At 67.0% G+C, this 20,540-nt stretch carries 19 protein-coding genes; all 19 read left to right on the top strand.

Annotated features, from left to right (window positions below):
* Positions 1–8: 8 nt before the first annotated feature.
* The 19 genes from G7Y50_RS05820 to G7Y50_RS05730 all read left to right on the top strand — a co-directional run bounded on the left by G7Y50_RS05820 (position 9) and on the right by G7Y50_RS05730 (position 20,400).
* Positions 9–218 (top strand): helix-turn-helix transcriptional regulator, encoded by a 210-nt coding sequence (locus G7Y50_RS05820; RefSeq protein ID WP_241156635.1) that lies wholly within the window; start codon positions 9–11, stop codon positions 216–218.
* Between the two features lie 52 nt (positions 219–270).
* A complete protein-coding gene (locus tag G7Y50_RS05815; RefSeq protein WP_241156636.1) occupies positions 271–1,638 on the top strand; it encodes an aminoacetone oxidase family FAD-binding enzyme in 1,368 nt (455 codons plus the stop codon).
* The gene (locus G7Y50_RS05810; RefSeq protein ID WP_165056643.1) at positions 1,635–3,314 is read left to right on the top strand and encodes an NAD(P)/FAD-dependent oxidoreductase; all 1,680 of its coding nucleotides are present in this window, start codon (positions 1,635–1,637) and stop codon (positions 3,312–3,314) included. The genes G7Y50_RS05815 and G7Y50_RS05810 overlap by 4 nt, the downstream gene beginning before the upstream one ends.
* Positions 3,307–3,729 carry an MGMT family protein gene (locus G7Y50_RS05805; protein ID WP_165056644.1) on the top strand — a complete coding sequence of 141 codons (423 nt, stop codon included), beginning with the start codon at positions 3,307–3,309 and terminating at the stop codon, positions 3,727–3,729. The genes G7Y50_RS05810 and G7Y50_RS05805 overlap by 8 nt, the downstream gene beginning before the upstream one ends.
* Before the next feature lie 222 nt (positions 3,730–3,951).
* Entirely contained in the window at positions 3,952–4,551 is a 600-nt protein-coding gene (locus G7Y50_RS05800) for an L-threonylcarbamoyladenylate synthase (RefSeq protein ID WP_165056645.1), read from the top strand.
* Between the two features lie 147 nt (positions 4,552–4,698).
* A complete protein-coding gene (locus G7Y50_RS05795) occupies positions 4,699–5,661 on the top strand; it encodes an alpha/beta fold hydrolase (protein ID WP_165056646.1) in 963 nt (320 codons plus the stop codon).
* Positions 5,662–6,091: 430 nt separating this feature from the next.
* The gene (rpiB, locus tag G7Y50_RS05790) at positions 6,092–6,532 is read left to right on the top strand and encodes a ribose 5-phosphate isomerase B (protein ID WP_165055229.1); all 441 of its coding nucleotides are present in this window, start codon (positions 6,092–6,094) and stop codon (positions 6,530–6,532) included.
* 24 nt (positions 6,533–6,556) lie between these two features.
* Positions 6,557–7,813 carry a serine hydroxymethyltransferase gene (gene glyA / locus G7Y50_RS05785; RefSeq protein ID WP_165055231.1) on the top strand — a complete coding sequence of 419 codons (1,257 nt, stop codon included), beginning with the start codon at positions 6,557–6,559 and terminating at the stop codon, positions 7,811–7,813.
* A gap of 201 nt (positions 7,814–8,014) precedes the next feature.
* Positions 8,015–8,296: a hypothetical protein gene (locus tag G7Y50_RS05780; RefSeq protein ID WP_165055233.1), complete on the top strand. Its 282-nt coding sequence runs from the start codon at positions 8,015–8,017 to the stop codon at positions 8,294–8,296.
* 21 nt (positions 8,297–8,317) lie between these two features.
* On the top strand, positions 8,318–9,121 hold the full coding sequence (gene atpB, locus G7Y50_RS05775; protein WP_165055235.1) for a F0F1 ATP synthase subunit A: 804 nt from the start codon (positions 8,318–8,320) through the stop codon (positions 9,119–9,121).
* A 165-nt stretch (positions 9,122–9,286) separates the two neighbouring features.
* Positions 9,287–9,505, top strand: a complete 219-nt coding sequence (locus G7Y50_RS05770; RefSeq protein ID WP_206214578.1) for a F0F1 ATP synthase subunit C — start codon at positions 9,287–9,289, stop codon at positions 9,503–9,505.
* A gap of 50 nt (positions 9,506–9,555) precedes the next feature.
* Positions 9,556–10,167 (top strand): F0F1 ATP synthase subunit B, encoded by a 612-nt coding sequence (atpF, locus tag G7Y50_RS05765; protein WP_165055237.1) that lies wholly within the window; start codon positions 9,556–9,558, stop codon positions 10,165–10,167.
* Positions 10,157–10,735, top strand: a complete 579-nt coding sequence (gene atpH / locus G7Y50_RS05760; RefSeq protein ID WP_165055240.1) for an ATP synthase F1 subunit delta — start codon at positions 10,157–10,159, stop codon at positions 10,733–10,735. Before atpF ends, atpH begins: the two co-directional genes overlap by 11 nt.
* Positions 10,729–12,300 (top strand): F0F1 ATP synthase subunit alpha, encoded by a 1,572-nt coding sequence (atpA, locus tag G7Y50_RS05755; RefSeq protein ID WP_206214777.1) that lies wholly within the window; start codon positions 10,729–10,731, stop codon positions 12,298–12,300. The genes atpH and atpA overlap by 7 nt, the downstream gene beginning before the upstream one ends.
* A 12-nt stretch (positions 12,301–12,312) precedes the next feature.
* On the top strand, positions 12,313–13,239 hold the full coding sequence (gene atpG / locus G7Y50_RS05750; protein WP_165055244.1) for an ATP synthase F1 subunit gamma: 927 nt from the start codon (positions 12,313–12,315) through the stop codon (positions 13,237–13,239).
* A complete protein-coding gene (atpD, locus tag G7Y50_RS05745; protein ID WP_165055246.1) occupies positions 13,240–14,682 on the top strand; it encodes a F0F1 ATP synthase subunit beta in 1,443 nt (480 codons plus the stop codon).
* Positions 14,682–15,125 carry a F0F1 ATP synthase subunit epsilon gene (locus G7Y50_RS05740; protein WP_165055248.1) on the top strand — a complete coding sequence of 148 codons (444 nt, stop codon included), beginning with the start codon at positions 14,682–14,684 and terminating at the stop codon, positions 15,123–15,125. Before atpD ends, G7Y50_RS05740 begins: the two co-directional genes overlap by 1 nt.
* Before the next feature lie 733 nt (positions 15,126–15,858).
* Positions 15,859–19,305, top strand: coding sequence for a DNA polymerase III subunit alpha (dnaE, locus tag G7Y50_RS05735; RefSeq protein WP_165055250.1), 3,447 nt, complete (start codon positions 15,859–15,861; stop codon positions 19,303–19,305).
* Positions 19,306–20,190: 885 nt separating this feature from the next.
* Positions 20,191–20,400 (top strand): hypothetical protein, encoded by a 210-nt coding sequence (locus G7Y50_RS05730; protein ID WP_165055253.1) that lies wholly within the window; start codon positions 20,191–20,193, stop codon positions 20,398–20,400.
* Positions 20,401–20,540: the final 140 nt, after the last annotated feature.

Raw genomic sequence — 20,540 nt, 5'->3', positions numbered from 1 at the left:
CAATAGCCGTGACACTCTCCGTCCTTCGCGTCAAGCTTTCCGGCTTCGGACGCTGGTTCGCACCATGCTTCCTGGGGCGCAACGCAAAGTACGTCGGGGAGCGGCTCTACATATCGGAGCATACGGTGCGCAGCCACATCTACCGCATCTACCAGAAGATGGACGTCCACTCGCAACAGGAGCTGCTGGATGTCATTGATAACGAGAAGCGGCCCTGAGACGCAGATTGGCAGCGGGTTGCGCACGCGGCGTTGCCTTATAATGGCACCCATGAGGACTCTTGCGATCATAGGCGGCGGGGCCGCCGGGCTGGCGGCCGCCGTGGCGGCTGCGGAATGCGCGCGCGCGGACGCGGGCGTGCGCGCGAATGGGGACGGCGGCGCGAGCTCACCCGCAGGCGCGTTCGCGGCCTCGACGCTGGACGCGGGCGTGCGCGTGGTGGTGCTTGAGGCTGACGAGCGGGTGGGGCGCTCCATCCTCGCCACGGGCAACGGGCGCTGCAACTTCTCCAACGCGCGCATCGACCCGAAGCTCTACCGCAACGCGAAGTTCGCGGAGGCCGTGCTCGGCAACGCCGAGGCGCTCGCCGACGGCCGAGAGCCCTCGCGTCGGGCGCGCTTCGCCCCCGGCCCGGGCGCCGCCGTGCTCGACTTCTTCGCCGCTCACGGCCTCATGTGGCGCGAGGAGTCGGAGGGGCGGCTGTACCCGCAGGCCAACAAGGCGTCCGTCGTGCTCGACGTGCTGCGCGCCGCAGCTGCGGCGGCGGGCGTCGAGATGCGCTGCGACGTCCGCGTCGACGTCGTGGAGCCGCCGCGCGGGCCGGGCAGGCCCTTCACGCTGCGCCTGCATGACGGCGCGTTCTTCCGCGCTGACGCGGTGGTGGTTGCCTGCGGCGGGCGCGTGGCGCGTGCGATGCTGCCCGACGCGCTCGCGTTCCGCGAGCAGCGCCCGGTGCTCGGGCCGATCGCCACCGAGACGCGCCTCGTGCGCCAGCTCGACAACATCCGCGTGCGCGGCGCGCTCGAGCTGCGGCGCGCCGGCGAGCTTTTGCGGCGCGAGCAGGGCGAGGTGATGTTCCGCAAGTACGGCGTGTCGGGCATCGCGGCGTTCAACCTGTCGCGCGACGCGCGCCCGGGCGACGAGCTCGCGGTGGACTTCCTGCCCCGCGTCGAGCTCGCGAGCGCGCCCGACTTCCTCGCGCGCCGCCGCGCGCAGCTGGCCTCCCTCTTCGGCGATGCGCTCACCTGCGAGGACTTCCTGCGCGGCATGGTGCTGCCGCAGGTGGCCCACGTGCTGCTGGAAAGCCTCGGGTACGAGGACGCCGCGCCGCTCGCGAGCGCCTCCCTTGACGACCTCGCGCGCGCCCTCAAGCGCTTCGCGCTGGTGGTCGAGGGGCCGGGCGACGAGCGCCAGTGCCAGGTGACGCGCGGCGGCTTCGACGTGGCGGGCTTCGACATGCGCACGCTCGAGGCGCGCGCGGTGCCGGGACTCTACGTGGCGGGCGAGGCGCTTGATGTGGATGCGCCCTGCGGCGGCTACAACCTGCACTGGGCGTGGGCGAGCGGCCTGCTCGCGGGCCGCAGCGCCGCGCGCGCCCTCGGCGCCGCGCAGGGCGCGGAAGGCGCGGTGCGCGCATGACGCGGTGCGTGGAGGCCTCGAACATCCCGGTGTCGCTCGACGCCCTGCTGCCCGACAGCGCGAGCCTCCTGCGCCGGGAAGTGGCCGTGGCGCTCGGCGTCGCGCCCGATGAGGTCGCGGACGTGCGCCTGCTTCGGCGCAGCGTTGACGCGCGCAAGAAGAGGAACGTCCACTTCGTGGTGACCTGCGCCGTCGAGGTGCCGGACGCCGCGTCCCCGCGCCCTGCCAAGGGCGTGAGCGTGAAGCCCCACGTGCCGCCCGAGCCCCTGCGCGTGCCGGACTGCGCGGCTGCGCTCGCCGAGGCGGGCGAGCCGCGGCCCGTCGTGGTGGGCACGGGCCCCGCGGGCCTGTTCTGCGCGCTCTACCTCGCGCGCGCCGGCCTGCGCCCGCTCGTGGTCGAGCGCGGCTGCGCAGTTGAGGAGCGCCTCGCCGCCATCGAGGCGTTCGCGGCGGGCGGCGAGCTCGACGTGGCGGCGAACGTCCAGTTCGGCGAAGGCGGCGCGGGTACGTTCTCCGACGGGAAGCTCACCACGGGGACGAAAAGCCCCCACATCCGCCACGTGCTCGAGGCGTTCGCCGAGGCCGGCGCGCCGCGCGAGATCCTCGTGGCGGCCAAGCCCCACATCGGTACCGACAAGCTCGCGGACGTGGTGCGCAACCTGCGCAAGCGCATCGTCGCCGAGGGCGGGGAGGTGCGCTTCCTCACCCAGCTGTGCGGCATCGACGTCGCGGGCGGGCGCGTGGCCGCGGTGCGCCTGCGCGACGTGCGCACGAACGCGGAGCGCGTCGAGCCCGCCTGCCGCGTCGTGGTGGCCTGCGGGCACTCCGCGCGCGACACCTACGAGATGCTGCGGCAGGCCGGCGCGGCGCTCGAGCGCAAGCCCTTTGCCGTCGGCGTGCGCATCGAGCACCCGCAGGCGCTCATCGACCAGGCGCAGTACGGCGCGGCGGCGGGCCATCCGGCGCTCGGCGCGGCCGACTACAAGCTCGCGGCGCACACGAAGGCGGGCCGCGGCGTGTACACATTTTGCATGTGCCCCGGAGGCGAGGTGGTGGCCGCGGCGAGCGAGGAGGGCGGCGTGTGCGTGAACGGCATGAGCCGCTTCGCGCGCGACGGCGCCAACGCCAACAGCGCGCTGCTCGTGAGCATCGAGCCCGACGACTTCCCCGGCGCAGACGCGCTCGCCGGCGTGGCGTTCCAGCGCCAGATCGAGCGCGCGGCGTTCGACCTGGGAAGCGCCGGCGGACGAGCGCCCTACACGGCGCCCGCGCAGACGGTCGGCGACTTTTTGGCGGACGAGAGCGGGCATGCGAGCACGCTCGTGCGCCCGAGCTACCCGCGCGGCGTGGCGTGGACCGACCTGCGCGCGTGCCTGCCGCCGCTCGTGACCGACGCCCTGGCCGAGGGGCTGGTCGCGCTCGACGCCAAGCTGCGCGGGTTCGCGCACCCGCAGGCCGTGATGACGGGCGTCGAGGCGCGCAGCTCGGCTCCTGTGCGCATCCTGCGCGGCGATGACTTCCAGTCGAAGACGATCGCCGGCCTCTACCCCTGCGGCGAGGGCGCGGGCTACGCCGGCGGCATCATGAGCGCCGCCACGGACGGCCTGCGCATCGCCGAGCGCATCTGCGCGGAGCTCGCCGCGTGCGCGGGCGCGGGGGAGGCGTCCCGTGGCTGAGTTCTCGGACCAGGTGTTCGCCCAGGTGCAGCGCATACCGCGCGGCAAGGTGGCCACCTACGGGCAGATCGCGCGGCTCGTCGGGCGCCCGCGCTCGGCGCGCTACGTGGGCTTCGCCCTGCGCGCCAACCCCGCGCCCGGCCAAGACGCCTCCTTGATCCCGTGCCACCGCGTGGTGTTCAAGGACGGCAGCCTGTGCCGCGGCTTCGCCTTCGGCGGCCCTGAGGTGCAGCGCGCGATGCTCGAGGAGGAGGGCGTCGCCTTCGCCGACGAGGATCACGTCGACATGGGCACCTGCCAGTGGGATCCCGGCGAAGGGGCTGCGGGTGCGCCCGCCGCAGGCGCCTCTGGCGAGGCGATCCCCACCGCCCCGCCTCCCGGCTTCGACTGGTCGCGCGAGCTCGGCGAGCTGTGAGCAGCTGCGGGCGCCTCGGGTGGCCACGAGTAGCTGCGAAAAACCGTGGGCGGCCTTGGGCGTCTGCGGGCGGCTGACCCCGCGTTGCCCCTGAAGCGAGCCGTCACGCGCGTCTTGCGCGCGCCGCGTCGATGAAAGCGGGCTTGCGGTTCCATCGCGGGCTCGCTTTGCCTTATACTGGCGCCTAACGGCTCAGCATTCAAAGGCAGAAGGAGAGGCGCCGTGAACCATCCCGCCACCGCAGCCGAGGCCGTTGCCGCCCTCAGGCGCGGCGAGGCCGTGATCTTTCCCACTGACACCGTCTACGGCGTGGGCGTGTCGGTCTGCCACGCGGAAAGCCCCGAGGAGCTCTACCGGCTCAAGCGGCGCGACGCCCGCAAGCCCGTCGCGTGGCTCGTGGGGTCCCTCGGCGACCTGGCGCGCTTCGGCGAGGATGTCCCGGCGCCCGCCTCCGTGCTCGCGCGGGCGTTCTGGCCCGGCCCGCTCACGCTCATCGTGCGCGCGAGCGCGGACGTGCCGCGCGCGTTCTGCTCGGCGGCGGGCACCATCGGGCTGCGCATGCCGGACAGCGCCACGGCGCTCGGGCTCATGCGCCTCCTCGGCGCGCCCTTGGCCACCACCTCGGCGAACCTGTCCGGCGCGCCCGCGCCGCGCTCCTTCGAGGACATCGACGCCGCCTTCGCCGCGCAGGTCGGCTGCGTGGTCGTCGATGACGCGCCGCGAAGCGGCGTGGCGTCTACCATCCTCGACTGCACGGGCGACCACCCCCTGCTCGTGCGCGAGGGCGGCATCACCGTCGCCGACATGCGGGCGGTGGGCTAGGCGCCGGGCTGCCCGGGGCCGCCTGGCGGGCCGGGCGCGCTGACGCGTTCGCGCCCGCTGCGGCGCGCGCCCGCGCGGCTCGCCCGCTGACGCAGACATGCCGCATGCGAATGCGCGCGGCTTTGACGAGACGTGAAAGGAGGGCCCATGCTCTACCCCGTGGAGCGCACTGCGTTGGGATTCTCGTCCGCTGACGGGAAAAGCCAGATCAAAGGTCTGCTGTGGCGTCCGGCAGGCGCCGCGCCGAGCGTGCGCGGCATCGTGCAGATCGTGCACGGCATGTGCGAGCATGCAGGCCGCTACGACGCGTTCGCGCGCGAGCTGGCCGCGCACGGCTACGTGGCATGCGCGCACGACCACATCGGCCACGGCAAGAGCGTCTCGGACCCTGAGGACTGGGGGCACATGCCCGCGCGCGGGGGCGCCGAGGTGCTCGTGGAGGACGTCGACGCGCTCAGGCGCCTGGTGAGCGCCCGCTTCGCGCGCAGCGTCCCGTACTTCGTGTTCGGCCACTCCATGGGCAGCTTCATCACGCGCGTCTACCTCACGCGCCATGCCGAGGGGCTTTCGGGCGCCGTCCTGTGCGGCACGGGGAACAAGCCGCGCGCGGTGTCGAAGGCGGGCAACGTGATCGCGCGCTCGATCGCGCGGGTGTCGGGCGAGCGCGCGGAGAGCCCCTTCTTGCGCTCGGTGGCCGACGGGGCCTACTCCCGCGCCGTGGAGAACGCGCGCACGCCGTACGACTGGCTGTCGGCGAACGAGGCCAACGTCGACGCGTTCATCGCCGACGAGCTGTGCGGGCGCCCGTTCACGGCGGGCGGCTACGCCGCGCTCACCGCGCTCACCTACGACGCGGCGCGCCTCGACCTTGCGGCGAAGATACCGCCTGACCTGCCGATCCTGTTCATCGCGGGCGCACATGACCCCGTCGGCGACAACGGCGAGGGGGTGCGCGCCTCTGCCGAGATCATGCGCGCAGCCGGCGTGGAGTCGGTCGAGGTGGTGCTCTACCAGGGCATGCGCCACGAGATCCTGAACGAGGACGGGCACGAGCGCGTGTACGCCGACGTGCTCACCTGGCTCGAGGCCCACCGCGCCCCGGCCGCGTAGGCGCCCCGCGCGCTTCGCCGGTCCGCGCCCGCCGTCCCGCTCGCCCGCTTCGCGGGTCCATCGCGCCCGCGGCTCCGCCCGCCATTCTGCGCCCGCCGCCCGCCGCCCGCTGCGCGCCCGCCCGCCGTCCGCTGCGCGCCAACCGCCTGCCCGCCACCCGCCGCCCGCTCGCTTCGCGGGTCCACCGCGCCCGCTGCCAGCCGCCTGCCCGCCCTCCCGTGCCCGTGGAGCGCGTGCGAAGCCTGCGAATCGGGCTTCATGAGCGGCGCGATTCGTCATACAATGCAATCTGCCCCAAACGGGCACGACCGAAAACGGTCACAACCGAAAACGAGCACGACAAACGCACGAGTACAACGGCAAACGAGCACGACCGCGCCGCGTCCCTCCCGCAAACGCGAGCGCGGCGCCCGAAGGAAAGGTACAACCCATGCGCATCAGCATCGCAAGCGACCACGCGGGCTTCGATCAGAAGCAGCGCCTCGTCGACTACCTGGCCGCCGAGGGGCATGACGTGGCGGATCGCGGCCCCGACTCCGACGATCGCGTCGACTACCCGGACTACGCCGCGCTCGTGGCGCGCGACGTGGCGCGCGGCGACGCCGAGGCCGGCGTGCTGGTGTGCGGCACGGGCATCGGCATGGCGGTGGCGGCCAACAAGGTGCGCGGCATCCGCGCCGTCAACGTCATCAACACGCAGTTCGCCGCCCTCGCGCGCGAGCACAACGACGCCAATGTGGTCACGCTGTCGGGCCGCTTCGTCGACCTCGAGGAGAACAAGCGCATCCTGGACGCGTTTCTCTCCACCGAGTTCGGCGGCGGGCGCCACGCGGGCCGCGTCGAGAAGATCATGCAGCTTGAGGACAACTAGCGCGACGTAAGGAGACCGTGCCCCATGACCCTGGAATTCCTCGCCCAGACCGACCCCGAGGTGCGCGCCGCGCTCGCCGACGAGCTCTCTCGCCAGCGCGGCAGCATCGAGCTCATCGCGTCGGAAAACTTCACCTCGCGCGCCGTGATGGAGGCGGTCGGCAGCGTGCTCACCAACAAGTACGCCGAAGGCTACCCGTCCAAGCGCTACTACGGCGGCTGCGAGAAGGTCGACGTGGTGGAGAACCTCGCGCGCGACCGCGCCTGCGCGCTCTTCGGCGCGAAGCACGCCAACGTGCAGCCCCACTCGGGCGCGAGCGCGAACTTCGGCGCGTACCTGTCCCTCGTCGAGCCGGGCGATGCGGTGCTCGGCATGAGCCTCGACCACGGCGGGCACCTCACGCACGGCTCGCCGGTGAACTTCTCGGGCCTTCTGTACGACATCGCGTCCTACGGCGTGGACCCCGCCACCGAGCTCATCGACTACGACGAGGTCGAGCGCATCGCCAAGCAGGTGTGCCCGAAGGTGCTCGTGGCCGGCGCCTCCGCCTACCCGCGCGTCATCGACTTCGAGCGCATGGCGCGCATCGCGCACGAGGTGGGCGCCTTCCTCATGGTGGACATGGCGCACATCGCGGGTTTGGTGGCCACCGGCGCGCACCCGAGCCCGGTGCCGCATGCCGACGTGGTCACCTCCACGAGCCACAAGACGCTGCGCGGCCCGCGCGGCGGATTCATCCTCACGAATTCCGACGAGCTTGCGAAGAAGATCGACAAGGCGATCTTCCCCGGCGCGCAGGGCGGCCCGCTCATGCACGTGATCGCCGGCAAGGCCGTGGCCTTCGGCGAGGCGCTCACGCCCGCGTACGCCGCCTACATCGACCACGTGGTGGAGAACGCGCGCGCGATGGGGCAGGGCATGGCCGACGGGGGGCTGCGCCTCGTGTCGGGCGGCACCGACAACCACCTGTGCCTCGTGGACCTCACCCCTGCGGGCGTCACCGGCAAGGACGCCGAGCGGCTGCTCGAGGGCGTGGGACTCACGGCCAACAAGAACACCATCCCCAACGAGCAGCGCTCGCCGTTCGTCACGAGCGGCATCCGCGTGGGCTCGGCGGCGGGCACCACGCGCGGGCTCGGCGCGGAGGACTTCTACCTGGTGGGAGAGCTCATCGCCCGCGCGGTGTTCAACGCCGGCGACCCCGGCGTGCTCGCCGGCGTGCGCGCGGAGGTGGACGGCATCCTGGAGGCGCACCCGCTCTACCCGGGGCTCGCATACTAGCTTTTCGCCTATTGGAAGGACTTTTCGGGTGGGCGGCGCGCTGCCGGACGGCGGCCGCGTCGAGCCGCGTCGCCGCCTGCCGCTCGCCCGAAAAAACATGCGGGTTTGTTATGGAGCCTTCGCAAGTTCTTCACATTCGGCTATGATACGAAAGGCTCTGATAGGGCGTATTGTGCGCAGGGACGAACGAGAAAGTGGGCTATGGCGATAGCAGTCATCGTGGCGATCATCGTGGGCTTCGTGAGCCTCATCCCGTTTCGGGTGGCCACCAAGAAGATCCGCACGGTCAACCCAACTCATTCAATCGACATGCTCGCCCCGTTTCTGCTCACCATCATCGCGTCGTTCGTCATCCTCATCGCGGGCATGATCGCGTGCAAGCTCATCGCGCCTGACGTGGTCGTCGCCTACTCAGTAGCCGAGCTTCTGGCGTTCGTCGTCGGGGTGATCGTCTTCGGCTTGGTCTTGTCGAAGCGTCGATAGAGAAGGGTAAAGGAGAGGTACATGGCTTTTGAACTTACGGGCAATCCCCTGGCGGATATCGCTGGCCCGATTGAGGAGCTGAGCGAGTCGTTCAACTCCGCGTTCGTCGTCGACTTCGGCAACGGCTTCGGCATCACGCAGTACACCGTGTGGATGTGCATCATCTGCGTCGTGGTGCTGGCGGTCGTGCTCGCCGGCGTGCGCAAGGTGGACATCGCGCCGAAGGGCAAGTTCGCCGGTCTCATCGACTGGGGATACGACGCCATCTGCCGCAACATGGGCGAGGGCGCCATCGGGCACGGCTACAAGAAGCACATCCCGTTTCTGGCCACGCTGTTCTTCTTCATCTTCATCAGCAACGTGATCGGCCTCATCCCGGGCACGAAGACCCCGACCGGCTCGCTGTCCGTCACGTGGGCGCTCGCGCTGGTGTCCTTCATCTACTTCAACTACTACGGCATCAAGGCCAAGGGCGGCCTGGGCTACCTCAAGTCGATCGCCCCGTCCGGCCTTCCCGTGGTGATGGTCCCGATCATCTGGTTCTTCGAGTTCTTCTCCCTGGTCGTCCGCCTGCTCACGCTGGCCGTCCGACTCTACGGCAACATGTTCGCGGGGCACGTGATCCTCGGCGTGTTCGCCATCATGACCCAGTTCTTCATCCTGGACCTCATCAACTTCGCCAATCCCGTCGGCGTGGCGTCCATCGCCTGGTTCGCGTTCTTGTTCATCATGTACGTGCTCGAGTGCCTGGTCGCGTTCCTGCAGGCCTACGTGTTCACCATCCTGTCGGCGGTCTACGTCGGCCTGGCGACGTCCGAGCACTAAGCGTACCGCCCGCCCCGCGCACGCAGGGCCTCGGCGCCTGCGCGCCTCGAGCGGACTTCGCGTCCGCACCCTTGCTTCGGTTTCACCAGCGTAATCCTTGCGCTGAGAGACATATGTACAAGTGTTTTTGAGAAACAGGCTCAAAAACGGTAAAAGGAGGAAACTGTGGAAATTACAATGGTTCTCGCTGCCCTCAAGGTAGTCGGCTACGGCATCGGCACCCTTGGCCCTGGCATCGGCCTCGGCCTGTGCGGCTACGGTCTGTGCATCGGCTCCGCGCGTCAGCCTGAGATCGCTGGCAAGCTGTTCACCAACGCCCTGATCTTCGGCGCTCTGGCTGAGGCTCTGGCGCTCATCGGCTTCGTTCTCACCTTCATCTTCTAAAGACGCCTGATCGTACGATTACATCAAGCTTTAGGAAAGAAGGTGGATAAGTGAAAGCGAAACTGAACAAGAAGTTGGCAAAGGCCGGTGCCGCTGCAGCTGCTGCAGCAAGCCTTGCGTGTGCTTTCCCCACCCTCGCGTTCGCTTCTGAAAAAGAGGGCATCGCGGTGCTCATTCCCGATATGAACGAGTTCATCCCGATGCTCGTCGCCTTCGTCATCATTCTCGTCATCCTCGCGAAGTTCGGCTGGCCGGTGATCGACAACATCGTCACCAAGCGCGAGTCCAACATCAGGGAAGCCCTGAAGAAGTCCGAGGAAGCGCAGATCGAGAGCGAGCGCGTGCTTGCGGAGTACCAGAAGCAGCTGGCTGACGCGAAAGCGCAGTCCGCGCAGATCATGGCTGAGGCTCGTGCCACGGGCGATGCTGTCAAGGCTGACATCACCGCCAAGGCCCAGGCCGAGGCTGCTGACATGATCGCCAAGGCGAAGGTGGCCATCGAGGCCGAGAAGAAGCAGGCTATCGCCGATCTTCAGGCGTCTGTCGCTGACACCTCGGTTGACGTTGCCGCGCGCTTGATCGGTGAGGACCTCACCGAGGGCGAGCATCGCCAGATCATCGAGCGCTACGTCAAAGAGGCAGGTAGCTTCAATGCCAACTAATCGTCTTGTCGTCAAAGAGGAAGTTGCTGCGTACGCCGCCGTCATGTTTGACGCCGCGAACGAAGCTGGCGGGCAGGATGCCGTGCTCGAGGTGCGCAACCAGATGGAGGAGATCATCCACCTGATGCACTCCGACATGGACCTCTCCGGGGCCCTGTCTGACACCTCCTACACCCCTGAGCAGCGCAATGCGCTCGCTCGTGCGGTATTCGCCGAGTGCAACCCGGCGTTTGTCGAGGTCATGGCGGTTATGGCAGAGCGCGGGGACGCGGATCTCCTGAAGCGCGTCTTCGCGGCCTTTGGGGACGAGCTTGATACCAAGCTGAATTTGTGTGTGGTAGACGTTACGACCGTCGTTGCACTCGACGACAACCTGCGCCACATCATTATTGAGAAAGCTGAGGCCGAGCTGGGAAAGAAGGCGGTGCTGCGCGAGCGCATCGACCCTTCCATCTTGGGCGGCATCATCATGAGCGTGAACGGCAAGCGCATCGACGCGAGCGTCGTCTCGCAGCTGAACAACGCGCGCCACGTGCTCAAGGAAACAACAGATGGAGGTGAATGCTAGTGACTGAAATCACCGCTCAGGCTATTGACGCCGCACTGCGCAAGCAGCTTGACTCGCTGAACGTCAGCGTAGAGTCCCGCGAGGTCGGCACGGTCATCCAGGTCGGCGACGGCATCGCGCGCGTCGACGGTCTGCGTGACGCCATGGCCGGTGAGCTTCTCGAGTTCGTCGGGGAGGGTGGCAAGACCGTCTACGGTCTGGCCCAGAACCTCGAAGAGGACGAGGTAGGCGCCGTTCTTCTCGGTGACGTCACCGCAATCAAGGAAAACGACCAGGTCCGCACGACCGGCCGTATCGTGGAGGTTCCCTCGGGCAAGGGCATGCTCGGCCGCGTGGTGAACCCCCTGGGCATGCCGATCGACGGCAAGGGCCCCATCAAGGCTGAGGGCATGCGCCCCGTCGAGTTTAAGGCTCCGGGCGTTATCTCCCGCCAGCCCGTGCATGAGCCCATGCAGACCGGCATCCTGGCCATCGACTCGATGATCCCGATTGGCCGCGGCCAGCGCGAGCTCATCATCGGCGACCGCCAGACCGGCAAGACCGCTATCGCGATCGACGCCATCATCAACCAAAAAGACACCGACATGATCTGCATCTACGTCGCTGTCGGCCAGAAGGCGTCCACGGTCGCCGGCGTCGTCGAGACGCTCGAGCGCCACGGCGCCATGGAGAACACCATCATCGTGGCCGCCTCCGCGTCCGACTCGGCGCCGCTGCAGTACATCGCGCCGATGGCCGGCGCCGCCATGGGCGAGTTCTTCATCTACAACGGCGAGGACGGCAAGCCGGCCTCCAAGGAGAACCCGGGTCGCGCGGTCCTCATCGTCTACGATGACCTGTCCAAGCAGGCCGTGGCCTACCGCCAGATGTCGCTGACCCTGCGCCGCCCGCCGGGACGCGAGGCTTACCCGGGCGACGTGTTCTACCTGCACTCCCGCCTGCTCGAGCGCGCGGTCAAGATGTCCGAGGAGAACGGCTCCGGCTCCATGACCGCTCTGCCGATCATCGAGACGCAGGCCGGCGACGTGTCCGCCTACATCCCGACCAACGTGATCTCCATCACCGACGGCCAGATCTTCCTGCAGACCGACATGTTCTTCCAGGGCCAGCGCCCCGCAGTCGACGTGGGCATCTCGGTGTCCCGCGTAGGCGGCTCCGCGCAGATCAAGGCCATGAAGCAGGTTGCCGGCTCCCTGCGCCTCGACCTCGCGTCCTACCGCGAGCTCAAGGCGTTCACCCAGTTCGGCAGCGACCTTGACAAGGCCACCCAGGACCAGCTGACCCGCGGCGCCCACATGACCGAGCTTTTGAAGCAGGGCCGCTACTTCCCGATGCCGGTTGCCGAGCAGGTTGCCGCCATCTACGCCGGCAACGAGGGCTTCTTAGACGACCTGCCGCTCGGCGACGTCGTGCGCTTCCGCAACGAGCTGCTCGACTACCTGCGCGCCTCCAAGCCGGAGGTCCTCGCGGCCATCGTCAAGGAGAAGAAGCTGACCGACGAGATCAAGGCTGACTTGACTGCCGCCATCGAGGCATTCAAGAAGTCCTTCGCGACGACGGCATAAGGGACGGTCACTATGCCCAACCTTCACGACATTGAAAGGCGTATCAACTCCGTCACCTCGACGAAGCAGATCACGCGCACCATGGAAATGGTTGCTGCTGCGAAGATTCGCCGCTCGTCTGAGCGAGTGGCGAACGCCCTGCCGTGGGCATGCGCCATCTCGGACATGCTCATCAGCACGGCGAAGTACGCACCCGTTGACTCCGAGCCCCTCCTGCAGACGCACGAGGAGGTCAAGCGCGCTCTCATCGTTGTGGTGACGTCTGACCGCGGCCTTGCTGGCGGCTTCAACAGCAACGTGCTGCGTCACGCCGAAAAACTCATCAAGGAGAAGGAGCGTCAGGGCGTCGAAGTCGAAGTGGCCGCATGTGGCAAGAAGGCCATCGGCTACTTCAGCTACCGTGGCATCAAGCCGGTGTTCGAGTTCGCAGGACTATCTGCCGACCCGACGTACGAGCAGGCAGCCGAGCTGTCGATCTACGCCGGTGACGGCTACCATTACGGCAGGCTCGACGAGGTTTACATCGTGTACAACCACGCGAAGAACGCCGCCGAGCAGACGCTGGTCGAGCAGCAGGTCCTGCCGATCAACCAGCAGTCCTACGCTGAGCTTCTAGGGCTCACGCCCAAGGAGGAGGACGTCCTTGACGCCTACCGCGACAAGGACGAAGTCATCATGGGCGACATTGATTTCGAGCCTGATGCTGAGTCGGTCATGTTCTATCTGATGCAGGCGTACTTGCGCAACGCGTTCTTCTACGCCCTTCTCGACTCGGCCTCAGGTGAGCAAGGCGCTCGCCGCAACGCAATGAAGTCGGCAACTGACAACGCGAACGAGATGGTCTCGACGTTGACCCGCGTGTACAACCGCGTACGCCAGGGTGCAATCACCACCGAGATCACCGAGATCGTTGGCGGTGCCGCAGCTTTGGAGGAATAAATGGCTGAAACTAACGAAAAAACGGTCAGCCAGGGTGCCACGGGACGCATCGTCCGCATCGTTGGCGCAGTTGTGGACGTGGAGTTCCCGCCGGACCAGATGCCGGCGATCTACAACGCCCTGACCGTTAACGCAAAGACCCCGTCGGGGGAGATCAGCACGGTGCTCGAGGTGCAGACGCACCTTCCGGGCGACTTGGTCCGCACCGTCGCCATGTCTTCGACCGACGGCATGGTGCGCGGTATCGAGGCTGTCGACACCGGCGCCCCCATCATGATGCCCGTGGGTCCCGCGACCCTGGGCCGCATCTGGAACGTCATGGGCGAGCCGGTTGACGGCAAGCCCATGCCCGAGAACGTCGAGTGGCTGCCGATCCACCATCCGGCACCGGCGTTCGACACCCTGACCACCACGACCGAGGTGTTCGAGACCGGCATCAAGGTCATCGACCTCATCGAGCCCTACGTCAAGGGCGGCAAGACGGGCCTGTTCGGCGGCGCTGGCGTCGGCAAGACCGTCTGCATCCAGGAGCTCATCAACAACCTCGCCCAGGAGCATGGCGGCACGTCCGTGTTCACCGGCGTGGGCGAGCGTACCCGCGAGGGCACTGACCTGTTCCTCGAGATGAGCGAGTCTGGCGTCATCAACAAGACCTGCCTGGTCTACGGCCAGATGAACGAGCCCCCGGGAGCGCGTCTGCGCGTCGGCCTGGCGGGCCTGACCGAGGCCGAGTACTTCCGTGACCAGGGCCAGGACGTTCTGCTGTTCGTGGACAACATCTTCCGCTTCACGCAGGCCGGCTCCGAGGTGTCCGCGCTTCTGGGCCGCATGCCCTCCGCCGTGGGCTACCAGCCCACGCTGGCAACCGAGATGGGCGACCTGCAGGAGCGCATCTGCTCCACCACCACCGGCTCCATCACCTCGGTGCAGGCCGTCTACGTTCCCGCTGACGACCTGACCGACCCGGCTCCGGCCACCACGTTCACCCACCTCGACGCGAAGACGGTTCTGTCCCGCTCCATCGCGGAGCTGGGCATCTACCCGGCCGTCGACCCGCTGGAGTCCACCTCCCGCGCGCTCGACCCCGAGATCGTCGGCGAGGAGCACTACCGCGTGGCCGTGGGCGTGCAGCAGATCCTCCAGCAGTACAAGGACCTGCAGGACATCATCGCCATTCTGGGCATGGACGAGCTCTCCGAGGAGCAGAAGCTTACCGTGAACCGCGCGCGTAAGATCCAGAAGTTCCTGGGCCAGCCGTTCCACGTGGCCGAGGTGTTCACGGGCAACCCGGGCAAGTACGTGCGCGTTGAGGACACGGTGCGCTCGTTCGCCGAGATCCTCGACGGCAAGTGCGACCACATCCCGGAGCAGTGCTTCGTGTACAAGGGAGCCATCGAAGACGTCTACGCTGCCTATGATGCTATGCAGAAGGATGAGGACTAATGGCTACGCTCCACTGCACAGTGGCTATTCCTACGCGTGAGCTGTTCTCGGGCGAGATCTACTACGCGAACATCCCGGGCATCGACGGCGCCTACGGCGTCCTTCCGGGCCATGAGATGCTCGTGGCGACGAACAAGTCCGGCGGCGTCCTCACCATCAACCTTGATGAGGCGGGCAACAACCAGAAGAAGTTCATCCTGTACCAAGGTGCTGCCCAGGTCTACAACAACGTGGTCACGGTGCTCGGCCGCTTCGGCAAGGACGTCGAGAAGATCGACGTCGCCGAGATCCGCCAGAAGTTTGACCGGCTGCGCCTGCGCGTCGAGGAGCTTGAGAAGAAGCCGCATCCCGACAAGCAGGACGAAGCCGAGATAAGCACAGGCCGCGTCAAGCTGGAGTGGTACCAGATGCAGCTCGACTACGCGAACGGAACCACAAAATAAAAACCTCTAACCGAGAGCCTGTTTAAGGGGCCCGCGCCGCAAGGTGCGGGCCCCTTCATTTCCCCACGATGAGGCTAGGCGTTTTGGCTGCTACGAACAGGTGCTTTGGCCGCTGCGACCAGGCGTTTCGGATGCTGCGACCGGGCGTTTTGGCCGCTGTGGCCGGGCGTTTCGGCTGTTTCGGTCAGGCGTTTTAGCCACGTGCGGTTGACGTTAGCGCGCCCGCGCCCCGTGCTACTCTGCAGCTTCGTGTCATCCTGCAGTCCCGTGCCATCCTGCGGCCCCGTGCCACTCTGCGGCCCCGTGCCATCCTGAGCGAGCGAAGCACCCCCCCCTTATGTCATCCTGAGCGAGCGAAGCGAGTCGAAGGATCTGGCCCCGAGTGCGGTGCGCCCGCATGTGCCACCCGCCCACGACCAGATCCTTCGACTCCGCGCCCTGCGGGCGCTCCGCTCAGGATGACACGGGGCGCCATCCCTTCTCTCTCCACCGTGTTGCCGGTATGACATGGGAAGGTGGCGCAGGTATGCGTCTCGCTCAGGGCACGAGGGAGTCTGTGCTCTTGGGCGCCAAACGTTTTCCGCGAGCGCCGCTCCCTCAAACTCACGCAAACCCCACCGTTTGTTCGCCTTGATTGCTGGTATCATGGCACGCGAACGTAAGTTAGTTTTTTCGCGCACATCTTCCCTAATTCCAGCATGCGCAGGCGATACGTAAGCGAGGCGGTACCCCCATGGCTTTCGTCCATCTGCACAACCACACCGAATACTCCCTGCTCGACGGCGCCACCCATGTGAAGGACATGGTGCGCCGCGCGGCCGACCTCGGCATGCCGGCGGTGGCCATCACCGACCACGGCGTGATGAGCGGCGTGCCGGAGCTGTGCGACGCGTGCGCCGCGGTGGAGAAGGAGACGGGCAAGAAGGTCAAGCCCATCTACGGCTGCGAGGTGTACTTCACCACCGACGAGGAGCTGCGCACCGACGTCAAGCCGCGCCTCTACCACCTGCTGCTGCTCGCGAAGAACAACGAGGGCTACCACAACCTGCTCAAGCTTGTGAGCGAGTCGCACGTCGACAACTTCTACTACAAGCCGCGCACCACCTTCTCCATGCTGCAGAAGTACGGCCACGGCATCATCGGCTCGTCGGCCTGCATCGCCGGCATCATCCCGAAGCTCTTGGACAACCGCCAGTTCGACGACGCGGTGGAGTGGGCGCGCCGGTTCGCGAGCTGCTTCGATCCGGGTGACTTCTACATCGAGCTGCAGAACCAGGGCATCCGCACGGACGCGGGCTTCACGCAGACCGAGCTCAACCACCTGCTCACCGACGTGGCGCGCGCCGCGGGCCTCAAGACCATCGCCACGAACGACTTCCACTACCTTCTGCAGGAGGACGCTCGCGCGCAGGACATCATGCTGTGCATCGGCACGGGCTCGCTCGTGAACGAGACGAAGCGCATGAAGTTCGCCAACGACCAGTTCTACATGAAGACGGAAGAGGAGATGCGCGAGGCGCTGCGCGACTTCCCCGAGGCGTGCGACAACACCGTCGAGGTGGCGAACAAGGTCAGCGTCGAGCTCGAGCGCGACTCCATCCTGCCGCGCTTCCCCTTGCCGGAGGGCGAGACGGAGGAGAGCTGGTTCCGCAAGCGCGTCGACGAGGGCCTTGTCCGCCGCTACGGCGAGCCGCTGTCGCCCGAGGTGCGCGAGCGTGCCGACTACGAGATGGGCATCATCATCCAGCAGGGCTTCCCGGCGTACTTCCTCATCGTGCAGGAGTACATCGAGTGGGCGCGCAGCCAGGGCATCGGCGTCGGGCCGGGCCGCGGCTCGGCCGCAGGCGCCATCGTGGCGTACGCCATGGGCATCACCGACCTCGACCCGCTCTCTAACGGCCTGCTGTTCGAGCGCTTCTTAAGCCCCGAGCGCGTGGAGATGCCCGATATCGACGTCGACTTCGAGGATGAGCGGCGCGGCGAGGTCATCGAGCACATCAAAGAGGTGTACGGCGAGGACCACGTGTCGGGCGTCATCACGTTCGGCAAGCTGCAGGCAAAGAACGCCGTGCGCGACGCGGCGCGCGTGCTCGACTACCCGTACTCCACGGGCGACAAGATCACCAAGATGATCGGCGACGAGCTCGGCATCACCATCGACAAGGCGCTCGACACCAACCCCGACCTCAAGAAGGCCTACCAGACCGAGGAGGACGTGAAGGCCGTCATCGACGCGGCCAAGTCCATCGAGGGGCACGTGCGCGGCGAGGGCGTGCACGCATGCGCCACCATCATCTGCCGCGACCCCATGAGCGACCACGTGCCCATGAAGCGCGACACCAAGGGCGGCGGCATCATCACGCAGTACGACGGCCACTACACTCCCGACCTGGGCCTGCTCAAGATGGACTTCCTGGGCCTGCGCACCTTGGGCGTGCTGTCGCGCGCCTGCCGCAACATCGAGGCGCGCTACGGCACCAAGGTCGTCCCCGAGGAGATCCCCACCGACGACGAGGGCGCCTTCGCGCTCATGCGCGCGGGCAACATGGACGGGCTGTTCCAGGTGGAGGGCGCGCTCTACGTGAGCCTGTTCGCGCGCCTCCCACCGCACCGCTTCTCCGACATCGTGGCCTCCATCGCGCTGAACCGCCCGGGCCCGCTCGAGTCGGGCATGGTGGAGGACTACATCAAGGTGGCCTCCGGCAAGACGGCCATCCACTACTACGACGACCGCCTGCGCCCCATCTTGGAGGAGACCTACGGCACCATGGTCTACCAAGAGCAGATCATGCAGATCTCCATGGCCATGAGCGGCTTCTCCGCCGGCAAGGCCGACAAGCTGCGCAAGGCCATGGGCAAGAAGAAGCTCGACGTCATGCGCGCGCTGCAGGAGGACTGGAACACGGGCGCGGTGGAGAACGGCTTCTCGCTCGAGATCGCGAAGCAGATCTGGGAGGACGCCGAGAAGTTCGCGAAGTACGCGTTCAACAAGTCGCACTCGGCGGCGTACGCCATCCTGGTCATGCGCACGGCGTACCTGAAGGCGCACTACCCGAACGAGTTCATGGCCGCCGTGCTGTCCAGCTACATGGGCAACACCGACCGCCTCATCAAGTACATCGCGAGCTGCAACCACAACGGCACGCCCGTGCTGCCCCCCGACATCAACTCGTCCAACGCCGAGTTCACCCCCGTTGACGAGGGCATCCGCTTCGGCCTGGTCGGCGTGCGCGGCGTGGGCAAGAACGTGGCTGACGCCATCATCGCCGAGCGCGAGGCGAACGGGCCCTACACGAGCCTGCACGACTTCGTGAACCGCCTCGACGCCAAGTGCTACAACCGCAAGACGCTCGAGGCGCTCATTAAGGGCGGGGCGTTCGACTCCACGGGCTACACGCGCAAGCAGCTCATGCACTTCGTGGACGAGACGCCGCTGCTCGAGGGCGCCGCCAAGCGCCAGAAGGACCGCGACGCCGGCCAGATGGACATGTTCAGCATGTTCGCCGACACGGACGACTCCTTCAAGGAGGACGTGCCCGAGCCTGACGGCGTGGAGTGGGACAAGCGCACGAAGCTCGCCTACGAGAAGGAGATCATGAAGATCTACGTCTCGGAACACCCCTTGGCGCCGTACGAGGGCGCGATCGCCCGCATGACGAAGTACCAGCTGGGGGACTTGGCCGAGCGCACGAAGGAGATCAAGAACGCCACGTTCGTGGGCATGATCTCGAACGTGGTGGTGAAGCTCACCAAGCGCGGTACGAAGATGGCCACGTTCACGCTCGAGGACACCACGGGGCACGTCGAGTGCATCTGCTTCAAGTACGACGACTACGCCGAGATCATCCAGGAGGACGTGATCGCCAAGGTCAAGGGCAAGTTCGAGCACAGCGACCGCGGCAACCAGATCATGTGCTTCGAGCTGGAGTCCATCGAGCTCTCCGACGAGGACGCGCGCCCCGCGCACCTCGAGCTGCGCATCTCCTCGGCCGAGTTCGACCAGAACCGCAGCCTGCGCCTCAACCGCATCCTGCGGTCCTACCCGGGGCGTGACGGCGTGGTGCTGTTCGTGCAGCAGTCCGACGGCCGCAAGTTCCGCGCCGAGCTGCCCGTGAGCGTGGACGCGCACAGCCCCATCATGCGTAGTGAGCTCTCCGAGCTCTTCGGCCGCGCAGTGTAAGGGAAGCAGCAGGGAGCGGCGCAAAGGGGGCGCGTCGCTCTGCTTGCCCAGCGTAGGGGAGCGGCGTAGGGGCTCTCTCTGCTCTCCCAGCGTGGGGGATCGGAGGGGCACCCCTCCTGCATCATCGGGAGCAGAGAGAGGCGGCGCAGGGAGTGCGGAGAGGCGGAGAAGTCCCCCTTCCCATGTCACTGATAATCGTTACGGGTCTCGCCCTCCTGCTTCATCATGAGTAGAGCGAAGTGCCCCCCCATGTCATCCTGAGCGAGCGAAGCGAGTCGAAGGATCTGGTCCCGAGCGTGATGCGCCCGCATGCGCACTCCACTTGCGACCAGATCCTTCGACTCCGCGCCCTGCGGGCGCTGCGCTCAGGATGACATGCAGAGACGCTCGTCTCCCATGGTGTCGTATCTGGTCAAGTTGCGGGCGCTCCGCTCAGGATGACACGAGGGGCACCTTGTGCGCCTGCCTGCGCAACCCACCTGCAGCTAGGCTCTTCGGTTCTTCACCTGCAAGGACTCCGCTCGGGATGACGCAGAGGGCACAGCTGGCGCGTCCCACGGGCGTCCCGCGGGCGCTCGAAAAAGACAGAAGCCGTCTCCTCTGAGGCGGTGGCGAAACAGCGCGAGGGAGGCCCCGATCCGCTTTGAGGATCGGGGCCTCCCTCGTGTTAGCGCGCCGTTCCCCGTATGAGAACGCTTCGCAAAACACCTGCTCAAGCACTTGAATACTGCTGTATGAGCCTATAGCGCACAGTATTAGATCACCCTTTTTCATACGTGCCTCGGTACGGAGGCCTCGCGTTTCGTTGGTAGCCTGCGGCCTGTGGATGAGAGTCGTCCACTCGCACGGCGCAACAGTGCGGAGTCTTGAGAAAAGGATACTCACATGTGCTTTAGACCACCTTCGTTTGACGAGATGATGACCACCTGCCCTTCGTGCGGCCAGTTCAACCCGCCTGCTAACACCAAGTGCAAGAAGTGCGGCGCCGATCTCACGCCGCCCGAGAGCGCGGCCCCCAAGGCTCCGGGTGCCGCTCCCGTCGCGCCCGGCGCCCCGAAGGCCCCCGGCGCTCCGAAGCCTCCTGCGGCCAAGTAGCAGGATCCCGTTGGTTTTTCAGGTTCAGCTGCGCGCGATGAGGCGAGGAGAGAGAAGGCCTGCGGCGCTCTCGGGGTGAGGCGGCGTCAGGACTTGGCTGAAGAGCAACGCAGGGGACCTGGGGAATAGAAAGAAGAAAA

Source organism: Adlercreutzia sp. ZJ176 (assembly GCF_011038975.1).
Classification (GTDB): Bacteria; Actinomycetota; Coriobacteriia; order Coriobacteriales; family Eggerthellaceae; genus CAAEEV01.
This window is presented reverse-complemented; position numbering and strand designations above follow the sequence as displayed.